Consider the following 12,235-nt stretch of genomic DNA (forward strand, 5'->3'; position numbering starts at 1 on the left):
ATGAGCAGTAAGCCGGTCCACGAATGAACAATATTTTAAAAGGATCAACGTGAGTAGAGCTGCAACCATATTGCGCAACGTTTCCAGTAACTGGGTGGGGTTCGCTGTCAATGCGCTGGTGACCCTGTTGCTGACCCCTTTCGTGCTTCGTGAGCTGGGAGAGGCGCGTTACGGTGTGTGGATACTGACGTCGAGCGTGATCGGTTACTACGGGTTTCTGGATCTTGGATTCAGGGGTGGGGTGACTCAATATCTTACCCGCTATCTGGCTGTTCGTGACCATCGCAGGGCAAACGAGTGCCTCAGCAGTGCAGTCGTGGCTTTTTCCTTGTTCGGCGCCTTTCTGGTTTTTCTCAGCATGGGAGCGGCCCACGTTGCGCCTCACGTATTCAATTTTCCCCGGGAACTGGAATCCGAGTCGTTCTGGTGCATCCTGATTGTCGGTTTGAGCAGTGCCATTCAATTTACGTTTTTCCCTTTCGCGGCGGTTTTCCCGGCCACGCAACGCTTCGATCTGGCCAATCTCATCGGGATAGGAACACGGCTTTTGACGGCGGGAGGCATTTTTGTTGCGCTCATAAAAGATTATGGGCTCATCGGAGTCAGTTTGGCGACCTGCGGAGCCAGTTTGGTCGACTATCTTATTCGCTGGCGTGTAGCGCTCCGGCTCGTCCCCGGTTTGAAAATTTCCTGGCGACTGGCACGGCTGGATCGGTTAAGGGAAATCGCTTCATTCGGTGCCTGGAATTTTCTGATTTCCGTCAACACCTACGCTTATGAGCACATGCCCGCTATTTTGATTGGCGCATTCATGCCTATCGCAGCCGTGGGTCACTACGCCCTCGCGACAGGTCTCCTTAGAAGTGTAAATTCAGTACTGTCTCCAGTGGGGCGAGTGCTCTATCCAGCGGCAGTCGAATTACATGCCATGGGGGATAGCGACGGGCTTCAACGCCTTTATCACAAAGGCTCCCGCCTTTTGATTCTGGTTATGATTCCTGTCGTCCTTACAGCCATGTTCTGGGCAGAAGATTTTTACCGGCTATGGATCGGGGAGAAATATTTGGGAGGGACCGATTTTCATTCCGTGGCTTTACTTCTGCAGATTTTATTGATCAGTACAATAACTGGACATACCTCTAATATCGCTGCACAGGTTTTGTCAGGATCCGGGTATATACGCGTTTTATCCATCGTTTTAATGGGTGGTTCCATCATCAACCTGACGATCAGTTTGATCTTGATTCATTATTATGGGCTTGCAGGGGTGGCCGCATCGACGGCCATTGCCTCAATCATTGTGAATTTTTTTATAATTCCAATGCTGGCGCAAAAGCTTGTGAGTCTTTCCATAAAGGATTTCTTCTGCAGCGCTTGCGTGCGACCCGTGGCGGTGGCTGTCTTGTTGGTGGTCCTTATGACGTGTATCCGGCTTGCAGGAAAGCCTTCAAGCTGGTTCGATCTGATTTTCCAGGGGGTGGGTGCTGTTATGGGGTCAATAGTTGTGGTTCTTGGAGTGGGAGTCACTACCGACGAGCGACACCGCTTTTTAGTACATCCCCTGGCACGCCTCAGGGATAAAGTGAGAGCAGGGCTGGAGGCCACAGGATATTGATACGAGCATCGGAGATGACCCGTGCCATCCATAGTGAATCATGTAGGTCAAAGGGGATCTTTCCATGTCATATGCACAAACGAGTGATGCAGCTTCCGTGAAGCCGAGTGTCGCGCCCGTCCTGATTGTGACACCTTGGTATAAGCCTACACTCGGTGGAGTTGCTGAAGTAGCCGATCGCTTACATCGTCTTTTAGCATTGAAAGGGGTTAGAACGCACCTGTTTGTGTGTGACCATACAAAGTCTCAGAAGTTCATTGAGTCTGTTCCCGGTTGTGAAAAGGCCTGGTATGTAAAGATGCCAAGCTATATCTTTGACAACCCGAGTTTGAAGTCCGCTCTGGCCTCAATAGTGCGGGGGATATCAGCCCTTCGGCTACTTTCCAGATTTGTTCGTGAAAATGAGATACGGACGATAATCCTTTTGTTCCCCGGGGGGTATGCCTGGCCGTTTCTTGTTTTGAGGCGATTCTCACCGGTTCGGATCATTGCCTCATATCATGGCAATGACCTCACCAGATATGAATCCTTCTCGCCATTATTGCGATGGCTTAATCGCAAGATTTTACTGTCTTCCGACGCCATAACCGTCTGTGCCGAGCATTTGGCCGAGCATGCCCGGAAAATAGCGACTCCTCATAAATTAGAAATCCAGCTGATAACAAATTGTGTCGACACGGAATTTTTTACACCTTCCGCAGATTATCTTGAGCATCGTGCCAATCCGGTCACCTTGATCCATGTTTCGAATTTCAATCCGAAAAAAAGGACCAAGGATATTGTTCGAGCTTTCGCAATGGCCTCCATTCCTGCGGAAACCCGCCTTGTTATGGTAGGAACGGGACCCGACCATGAAGCCGTCCGCGAGTTGTCGAGATCCCTGGGCGTCGCGGACCGCATTGAGTTCGCAGGCACAAAGAAGGATGTAAGGCCCTTTCTGTGGAAGGCGGATATTTTTGTTCTGGCTTCCGATGACGAAGGTGCTCCATTGGTTCTTCTGGAGGCGATGGCTTCTTGTCTGCCGTGGATATCGACACCGTGGGGGGCCGCGGCGATTCTGCCTCCGGGAGAATGTGGTCTTGTGGTGCCGCCCGGGTCCCCTGAAAAATTGGCAACGGCAATGGAAGAATTGGTCAGGGACCACGAAAGAAGGCAGGTTATGGGCATGTGCGGTAGAAGTCGTGCCGAGGCGGATTTCAGCGTCAATGCCTACCTCGAAAGACATTGTCAATTGATTCGAACGGTCGAGGGTGCCGTATAAAGAAGGAGCGTCCCTGGACATACGGGAGCGGGATTGTAATCATGCGAATCCGTCAGGCCAAAGACATTGATCATACTTCCTGGGACGCCTTCGTTCTGGATCATCCGGAAGGTTTGCCGTACCAGCTTTATGCCTGGAAAAAGGCTGTGGAGAAGGCTTACGGATTTCGGGGAGTCTATTTGCTGGCGGAAGAGCATGGGCGGATTTGCGGCGTCCTGCCATTGGTGTGGATGAATGTTCCCCTGCTGGGTCGGAAGCTGATTTCGCTCCCTTACTGCGATGTCGGGGGCGCCCTCGCATACGAGTCGGCGGTGGCGGCGGCACTGTTTGCCGAAGCGAGGAAGCTGGCCAGCTTGATCAAGTTCAGAGCTGTCGAGATCAGGTCGGCTGTTCCCACCTCTCTGGGTTGCGTTCGAAATTCTTTTCCGATCAAGAAGGTCCGGATGGTCCTTGAACTCCCCGGCGACTCAAGGACTCTGCTCGCCGGTCTGAAGTCGAAGCTCCGCAGTCAGGTCAACAAGCCGTTGCGAGACGGCTTGAAAGTCCGCCTCGGCGGCCTTGAACTGGTAGGAGATTTCTACCGGACTTTTACTGAAAACATGCGTGATCTTGGCTCTCCCGTGCACAGCCGGGAATGGATCGAGGCGGTGGTGGGATTCTTCGGGGAAAGGGCGAGGGTCGGCGTGGTGTACACGCCGGGTGGGCTGCCGGCCGCGGGCGGCATCATCCTTCTGCACAGGAAGACTGTTTCCATCCCCTGGGCCTCCTCCCTGCGCCGGCTGAATCACTTAAATCCCAATATGCTTCTTTACTGGGCGTTCCTTGCCTTCGCCGCGGATAACGGCCATTCCCGGTTCGATTTCGGCAGGTCCACTCCGGGCGAAGGGACTTACAAATTCAAGGAACAATGGGGGGCTCGGCCCCAGCCCCTTTTCTGGTCTGATCTTTTGACGGCGGGTGGAAAAGAAATCGCCAAGTTGGCGGTTAAACGAGGCCGGATGGAGGCGTTGTGGCGCAGATTGCCTTTGGAGATCTGCAATTCCCTGGGTCCGAAAGTTCGACGGTGGATAAGTCTTTGAGGAAATACACAAAAGGGGAGATATGGACCTGTCCTTTGTCATTTTGACCTGGAATTCCAGCGCGTATATCAGCCGTTGTCTGGATTCAATCTTTACCAGTCTCGATACTGCAGGATTGTCCTATGAAATCCTGGCCGTCGACAACGGCTCAAAGGACGACTCTCCCCGGATTCTGAGGGGGTATGAAAAAAAGAACCCGGGAGTTCTTGTCCCGATTTTTCTGCGGGAAAACGTCGGGACCACTGTATCCCGCAACATGGCCTTGCGAAAGGCCCGTGGTACGTATTTATGCGTGATGGACTCCGACGTCGAGGTTGCGCCTGGAGTTTTCCCTGCTCTGATGGAGGTGCTTGAGGCGGATTCCAGGGTTGGGATGGTTGTGCCTAAGGTCCTCTATCCGAGCGGCAACTGGCAGAAGTCGATAGATCGTTTCCCGACCCTGGTGCATAAGCTCAACCGGTTTCTTCGGTTACGGCAGATTGAAGCCGCCGAAGGCATCGGAACTGTTGGTGAAGTGGAGAGGCGGGAAGTGGATTATGCGATCTCGGCCTTTTGGTTGTTGCGACGAGAAGTCATGGAGATGGTTGGATTGCTGGATGAGAGGATCTTCTATGCGCCTGAGGATGTTGATTATTGTCTTAGAATATGGAAGGCAGGATATCAAATTAATTATGTACCTTCTGTGTCAATTATTCATCATGCACAGGAAATATCTCGTGGTTTTGAGATAAATATGGCTAAAATTAACCATTTTAAAGGTTTGATCTATTTATATAAAAAACATAGTTTTTTGTTCAAAACACCTATTGTAAAAGCTATGTAGTTTATTTGTAAGTCTTGTTTATACATTTGATAAAAACTTATGAATCAGAGGATAGAATGGAATTAAAAATTAAGCTACCAGAAAACAGAACTTACGACCAAGTTCGTCATCACTATGAAGTCGAAAAAAATATTGCAAATAGAATCAAGAAATCAAGCAGATCAGAGAGAAAAAGCATTTATATGAGTATGTATGGTGAATTGTTCGCATCTGTTTCGGATCACCCTCGGCTGATTAAAAGATCCTGCAAAGAACACATTGATGATTCGAATAAAACCAAATGGAAATTTTTCAAAAAGTTCATAAGGCAGGATAGCGATGTTGTTGAATTTGCATCGGGTGATTGCGAATTTTGCTACTTTATCGCAGATAAGTGCAAAAATATTATTGGTGTTGATATCTCTGACCAAAGAACTGATGATATAAAAAGTGTAAAAAACTTTAAGTTGGTTATATATGATGGTTATGAATTATATTTGTCTGATTCATCTATTGATTGTTGTTTTAGTGATCAACTTGTTGAACATATTCACTTCGATGATCTAAAAACTCATCTTGGACATGCCTATAAAATTTTGAGAAATGGTGGAATTTATGCATTCAGAACGCCACATAAATATGCTGGTCCACACGATGTTTCAAAGTTTTTTTCCGATACATCTGAGGGATTTCACTTAAAGGAGTATAATTATATTGAAGTATGGAATATTCTTAAGGATGCGGGATTCAATAAGATTAAGGCATTTCTGGAAGTGAAAGGAAATTATTTGGAAACTCCGAAATTACTTGTTTTTCTCTTAGAGAAAATTCTCGGTTCTTTCCCTACGACGTTAAGGCGAAGGGTATGCGGTAAATTATTTCAATCCGTTTCGATTGCTTGTTGGAAAGATTGAATTATAAAAAAGGAGTTGATAGAGCTTGAAAAACAAAGTTCTCTTCATAGCCTATCAAATGCCGCCGATTGCCGGGGCTGCGACACAAAGACACCTGAGGTTCTTGAGGAGGTTTTACTCATTCGGTTGGCAGCCAATTGTATTGACCAGTAACCCCAGGTTTGTCACCGATTATTACCTTAAAGATCCATCTCTCTCGGAAAAGATACCGCAACAATGCGTTCTGGTCCGAGCCCTCGACTTTCACCCAATAGAATATCTCCTGGAAAAAAGACCAGGTTCCGGTAATTCGGAGAAAATTGATCGGGCTAGACGATGCGTGGTTACTACCAGAAAAACCTGGGCAAGGCGTTCGGTGACCCTTTGCAAAGAAGGCATGGATTTACTCATCGAAATGTTTCGAATACCCGATAGGCAAGTTGGTTGGCTGCCTTTTGCTTTCGTCAAGGGGGCATTCTCTGCTTTTCGATCGGGCTGTCAGGTAGTTTATTCCTCTGGAAGTCCATGGACGGCTCATCTTGTGGGGATGTTGATCTCCTTGGTCCTTGGGCGTCCTTTGATTGTGGACTTTCGCGACCCTTGGATCCAGAATCCATATCGAAACATCAAGCATCCACTTGTTGAAAAAATAGAGACTTTATTAGAAAGAAAAATAATTTCAGTTGCATCCTACGTTGTTGCAAATACAAAGCGTGCATGCAGTGAATTTGCTTCATTTTACTCTTGGGAAAATAAAGAAAAATTTGTTTGGATCAGCAACGGATTTTCTGATGATGATTTTAGAATCCTATTTACTGAAAATAACAAATCTAAAGACAATAAACTGAAAATAAGTCATGTCGGTTCATTGTATGGCCCTAGATCACCGATAAACCTTTTTAAGGCCATTGTAAATTTGAAACAAAAAGGAATTATTCATTCGGCAAATTTCAATCTTAAATTTGTAGGAAAGTTTGATTCATCAATTTGTGATATTGCGAGAAGTACTGAATTCGACATTGATGATCTGGTTACATTTGTGCCGCCTGTGGATCACTGTAAAGCACTTGAGGAGATATTTATTTCAGATATCCAGTTGATCATTCAACCGAATACCTCACTTCAAATCCCTGGCAAGTTGTTCGAATGCATTGCTGCCAAAAAGATGGTGTTGGCTTTGACTCACGATGGAGCGACTGCTGATCTGGTGCATGAAGAGAGGATAGGAATGGTTGTTGATCCAGAGTCTGAATCAGAGATAGAGGCATCTCTCGAAAAACTTATCATTATGAAAGAAAATAATGAAATTTTTGACTATGGAACTACTTTCCAACGGGATAAATTTGAGAGTCGGAATCTGACCAAAAAATTGGTGGATCTTTTTGAAAAGTGTATCCTATGACGCCTCAAACTAAACGTCATGCCATCTGTCATGTCATACACTCGTTTTCACATATTGGTGGTGCTGAGAACGGTATCATCAATATTGTCAATAGATTGGTAGACCAATCTGTTTTTCATGTTATATGCTCGCTTACAAACATAGGGGATATAAAAAAAAGAGTTAAATCAGATAATGTCATTTTTCATGAATTAAACAAAAGAGAAGGGAATGATATAATGGTCCCTTTTAAGCTTGCAAAGATTTTTATGAAAGAGAAGATTTCAGTCGTACATCTGCGGGGATGGGCTACGATGGCGGAAGGGATTTTGGGGGCAAGAATGGCTGGTGTAAATAAGGTGATCTATTCAGAACACGGTCGTCATTTTGACGATGTCTGGCAGCATAAAAAATTGAAGTACACAATAAAAAGATTCCTCTTTTCCCGTGTTGACTCCGTCATGGCCGTTTCCCGCGAGTTGGGGAGGGAGATCACCGAACTGTACCGCCTTTGCCGGCCGGTTGAAGTTGTGACTAACGGTGTAGATCTGTCGCGGTTCTGTCCGAAAGAACGTGGAGAATTACGAGCGAGATTAGGGTGGGGGGAAGAGGAAAAAGTCGTCGGTGTCGTTGGTCGTCTCTGCGAGGGAAAAGGCATTGAACGGATGGTGGGCGAGTTCCTTGATACAAGATTGTCAGCTCGTCTAGTAATTGTCGGTGATGGTCCGCTAAGGGAATGTGTTGAAAGCATTTTGTGCAAACATGATTACAAAAGCAATGTTTCTCTGTTAGGCCCACGCGACGATGTTGCCGAATTGCTTAATTGCTTTAATGTCCTGGCGCTGCCTTCTGCCAGTGAGGGGATGTCGAATGTGCTTTTGGAAGGCATGGCAAGCGGGGTATCTGTCGTTGCTTTCCGAGTAGGAGGCAACCATGAGCTGATCGATTCTGGCCATGGAGGATTTCTTGTTGAACATGATGACTGGAAGGGATTTTTCTCAAGTATTCGATGTCTTATCGACGATCCCTGTCTTGCTGATAAAATGGGGATTTACAATAGACATAAAACAGTAAATCAGTTTTCTCTCGAACAAATGATTTCGAACTACAAGAAGCTCTATGGAATTTCTATCTAAAGGTAGATTCGAATGAGTATTCGCCTTTTAATATATCTGGTAATATGCCTTTGTTTTGTTGTCAAGTCCTTTAGAACTACGCCTGTAGTTTTAGCTGCTTTAATCATAGGAATGTATTTTATATATCCTGAAAAATACATTTGGGGATTAACTGAATATAGAATTGTAATGGTTCTAAATGTTATCTTATTAGTTGTCATACTTCATAAGGGACTGAAACTACATATATTTGGCGATATTTTTTCTAAGTTGATGGTTTGCTTACTAAGTTCATTCGTTTTATCTGCTTTTTTTGCAAAAGGAGATATTGCCCTCAGCAGAGAATATGCAGTTATGTTTCTAAAGATTGGATTATTCTGGTTTATGTTAAAAGCCTGTCTGAATGGAGAGCGTGATCTTGGAATATTTTATTGGACATGTTTGTTGTCCATTACTTTCCTTGCTGCATGGGGCGTTGAACAATATCTTCTCGGAAATGTACGTCTTGAAGGATTTGGGGGCGGGCAGATCCTTGGTTCAAATCAGATAGCCGCAGCCATGGTCTGGGCTCTGCCGGTCGCTTATTTTAAATTCATCCAGAAACAGGGGGCACCGCGATGGATAGCCCTGGCGTGTTTTTGCCTGCTGATTGCAGGTTTGGTCTGTACACAGTCTCGGCAAGCTGTTGTGGCGGTTTTGGTTTGTTTGCCATGGTATTTCATTTATGTCAAAAGAAAACTCATCTTTATCGGAGGGGCATTGGTTTTTATTTTGGCAGGAAGCTTCATGGTCCCTTCCGAGTTTTTTCAACGAATTAAAACTATGGAAGAATACGAGGAAGATGCTTCGGCCATGGGACGAATTGAGCAATGGCGTGGGGCGACGAAGATGTTTCTTGACAATCCGATAATTGGCGTGGGCGGAAAAAACTACTATGTCCTTGCACATAAATATGTGGAACACCCCAGGGTTACCCATAATACTTTTTTCCAGATTCTGTCTGAAGAAGGAATAATTGGCATAACTACTTTTCTACTTTTGTTTTTCATTACTTTGAAAAAATTATCGGCGTTGGCGAAATGGGAGGGTCAGTACGAGAAACCACAATATATCCCACATTATGCAATGATAGCCAAAATAAGCATAATGGGTCTGCTTGTCGTCTGTATGTTTCAAAATAAAGCAGAGCATGAATTTCTTTATTGGCCAATTGCGGTTGCGGCTGCGTTGACTGCGCAAGCTCGCCGGTGGGAGACCGAGTCCCCTGAGGTTTCCCCTCAGTCAGTTGCGATTTCCCGAGATGCTAACCTGAAGTGATAATTATGTGCGGTATAGCTGGAATCTTATCATTTACTGACCCACCCCGCGCGGCGGAGATTGCCGCCATGACCGACCGCATGCCCTGGCGCGGGCCCGACGGGCAGGGGTGTCTGGTGCTCGAAAACGACGGCATTGGCCTGGGACACCGGCGTCTAAGTATCATCGATCTGAGCAGTGCGGGGGCTCAGCCGATGCAAAGTGCGGATGGGCGCTATGTCATCGTTTTCAATGGTGAGATATACAATTACCTGGAGATCCGCCGCGAGTTGCTGACCCGCGGCCATGTCTTTCGCTCCCATTCGGATACCGAGGTCTTGCTACAAGCATATATCTGCTGGGGGCCCCAGTGTCTGGAGCGATTTGTCGGAATGTTCGCTTTCGCCATCTGGAATCGCCAGACCAGAGAGCTGTTCGCAGCCAGAGACCGGTTGGGGATTAAGCCTTTCTATTATTTTTATGACGGGAAACGCCTGATCTTTGCCTCGGAGATTAAATCCATTTTTGCGGTCAGCCCACCCGCCGGAATCGACCCCTCCTTGATCGATGCCTACATGGAGTTCGGTTACCTGCCTGGCGAGGAGACTCTGCACCGCGGGGTCAAACGTCTTCTTCCCGGGCATTATTTTACCTGCGCCGAAGGTTCTTTTAAAACCATTCGATACTGGGACCTTTCATTTGCTGATCAGAATGACGCCGGTCTCGAACGGCACAAGGAAGCTGTCGAAGAACTCCTCACTGATGCCGTGGCTCTTCGCCTGCGCAGCGATGTACCGCTTGGGGTGTTTCTCAGTGGGGGACTGGATTCCAGCGCGGTGGTTGCACTACTGGCGCCCGGCGCCGGCAGCGGGCTGAAGACCTTTTCGGTCGCCTACGATTTTGGGTCTGAGTATAACGAAACCCCATATGCCCGCGAAGTGGCCGCTCGCTTCCAAACCGACCACCACGAGATTTTCGTTTCGCCCCGTCAGTTCCTTGATTTTATACCCCACTACTGTTGGCACATGGACGAACCCGTCACCGAGGCCGCAGCTATCTCCTTGTTTCAGGTCTCGCGTCTGGCTCGTGACCATGTGGTCGTTTGTCTCAGCGGTGAGGGGGCCGATGAGCTGTTTGCCGGTTATGATTTCTACAATTATAACTTGGCCATTGATCGAGCCAGAGACGTTTTGGGCGATCAGGGCAGCCGGGCGCTCAGTTCGATAGGTCGAAGACTAATCCGGGTAAAGAAATTGCGCAAATATCTCGCTCTCGCCGGCGAGTCCCTGGAAAAACGCTATCGTGGGATTTCCAGCTACGAGAGCGAACTTAAATTCAGTCTCTACGATCCCGATTTTGGGGAGGTTGCGCGCCAAGGCAGCGAGTCCTTGGCGGGTTTTCTGGAAAACATCTTTAAAGACTCCAAAGGTTGGGATCCGCTCAGCCGCATGCTGCACTTCGATACCAAGACCTGGCTGGTCGATGATCTGCTGATCAAGGCCGACCGTATGAGCATGGCCACCTCCATCGAGCTGCGTGTGCCTTTTCTGGATCACCGCCTGGTGGAATATGCGGCCAGGGTACCTTCCAGGTATAAAATCCACCATGGCGAAACCAAGTTCCTGCTGAAGCAGGTTTTGCAAAACCGGTTGCCCGCCTCGGTGCTCAAGCGCAAGAAGATGGGGTTTCCAACACCCTTGGAACTCATGTTTCGTGGAGAGTTGTTTTCCTATGCCCATGATCTGCTGCTGTCTCAGAAGGCGATGCGAGGATATTTTGATCGCCGGGAGGTTGAACGGATATTGTTGGCACATCGCAGTGGAGTTGAAAGCAACCATCGTGAGCTTTGGCAACTGGTAGTGCTGGAAGAGTGGCACAGGCAATTCGGCTATTAAGTCTGAATTAGTGGGTTGTTTTGCGGGAAGGTTAAAATTCCGAAGATGAAAATCAAGGTGCTGGCAATCAGTCATTTGTTCCCCAACGCGGAGGCGCGGGAGTATGGCGTTTTTGTGTTCAACAGACTGCAGGCGGTCAACCGCTTGTGTCACGTCAAGGTGATCTCGCCGGTTCAGTGGTTCCCTTTCATGGGATGGATGGGCCGAGGGTTTGGGAGCAGGCTTGCCATTCGGGAAAAATGGAGGGGAATTGATGTTCAGCGGCCACGATTCCCCGTCATTCCCCGCTATCTGAAAATCCTGGATGCTTTCTCTTTTCTGGCCTCTGCCTTTCCGGCAGCACTGCGGCTGCGCAATCGGGAGAGTTTCGACTATGACATTGTGGACGTCCACTGGACTTACCCGGATCTTTTGACAGGGTTTGTGCTTGCAAGGCTTCTCAAAAAGAAACTCATCGTCACCATCCGGGGTCGTGAGGCGCTTTACCTCGGCGAGTTGACTCTGCGCCGGAAGCTTTTAGAGTACCTGTTGCGGCAGGCGGACTTCGTGATCACCCTCAGCGCAGAACTGCAGGATTTGGTGGTCGATCTGGGGGTGCCGCCGGAAAAGGTCCGGGTGATTTTGAATGGAGTCGATATCGACCAGTTTCGGTATCGAGACCAGGAGACTTGCCGGAGGAATCTTGGATTGGCCCAAGAGGGTAAAATCATGGTTTCGGTGGGCTCCTTGATCGAACGCAAAGGGCACCATGAACTGATTCGCATTATGTCAGAGTTGACAAGGTTACATCCGGTCGCCCTTTACATTATCGGCGGCATCAACCCCGAAGGGGATTTTAGCCCTGCATTGCGCCGCATGATCCAGGAGTTGGGCCTGAACAATGTTCACATGATCGACA

10 protein-coding genes are annotated in these 12,235 nt (G+C 47.8%); all 10 read left to right on the forward strand.

What is annotated here, in order from left to right; translation table 11 throughout:
• Positions 1–49: 49 nt before the first annotated feature.
• A complete protein-coding gene (locus DTF_RS0109795; RefSeq protein ID WP_027715179.1) occupies positions 50–1,615 on the forward strand; it encodes a flippase in 1,566 nt (521 codons plus the stop codon).
• Positions 1,616–1,679: 64 nt separating this feature from the next.
• The gene (locus DTF_RS0109800; protein WP_027715180.1) at positions 1,680–2,876 is read left to right on the forward strand and encodes a glycosyltransferase family 4 protein; all 1,197 of its coding nucleotides are present in this window, start codon (positions 1,680–1,682) and stop codon (positions 2,874–2,876) included.
• Positions 2,877–2,917: 41 nt separating this feature from the next.
• Positions 2,918–3,955, forward strand: a complete 1,038-nt coding sequence (locus DTF_RS0109805) for a FemAB family XrtA/PEP-CTERM system-associated protein (RefSeq protein ID WP_035056459.1) — start codon at positions 2,918–2,920, stop codon at positions 3,953–3,955.
• 22 nt (positions 3,956–3,977) lie between these two features.
• A complete protein-coding gene (locus DTF_RS22935; RefSeq protein WP_035056462.1) occupies positions 3,978–4,778 on the forward strand; it encodes a glycosyltransferase family 2 protein in 801 nt (266 codons plus the stop codon).
• A gap of 56 nt (positions 4,779–4,834) precedes the next feature.
• Complete coding sequence (locus DTF_RS26095; RefSeq protein WP_081702897.1) at positions 4,835–5,671, forward strand: class I SAM-dependent methyltransferase; 837 nt, start codon at positions 4,835–4,837, stop codon at positions 5,669–5,671.
• 25 nt (positions 5,672–5,696) lie between these two features.
• Positions 5,697–7,052 carry a hypothetical protein gene (locus DTF_RS0109815; protein ID WP_027715182.1) on the forward strand — a complete coding sequence of 452 codons (1,356 nt, stop codon included), beginning with the start codon at positions 5,697–5,699 and terminating at the stop codon, positions 7,050–7,052.
• A complete protein-coding gene (locus tag DTF_RS25455; protein ID WP_081702898.1) occupies positions 7,049–8,167 on the forward strand; it encodes a glycosyltransferase in 1,119 nt (372 codons plus the stop codon). The genes DTF_RS0109815 and DTF_RS25455 overlap by 4 nt, the downstream gene beginning before the upstream one ends.
• Positions 8,168–8,179: 12 nt before the next feature.
• Positions 8,180–9,463 carry an O-antigen ligase family protein gene (locus tag DTF_RS0109825; protein WP_081702899.1) on the forward strand — a complete coding sequence of 428 codons (1,284 nt, stop codon included), beginning with the start codon at positions 8,180–8,182 and terminating at the stop codon, positions 9,461–9,463.
• A 5-nt stretch (positions 9,464–9,468) separates the two neighbouring features.
• Entirely contained in the window at positions 9,469–11,337 is a 1,869-nt protein-coding gene (gene asnB / locus DTF_RS0109830) for an asparagine synthase (glutamine-hydrolyzing) (RefSeq protein WP_027715185.1), read from the forward strand.
• A gap of 45 nt (positions 11,338–11,382) precedes the next feature.
• On the forward strand, positions 11,383–12,235 hold an 853-nt coding region (locus tag DTF_RS22945), incomplete at its 3' end, for a glycosyltransferase (protein ID WP_193352695.1).

This window comes from Desulfuromonas sp. TF (genome assembly GCF_000472285.1).
In the GTDB taxonomy this organism is placed as follows: domain Bacteria; phylum Desulfobacterota; class Desulfuromonadia; order Desulfuromonadales; family ATBO01; genus ATBO01.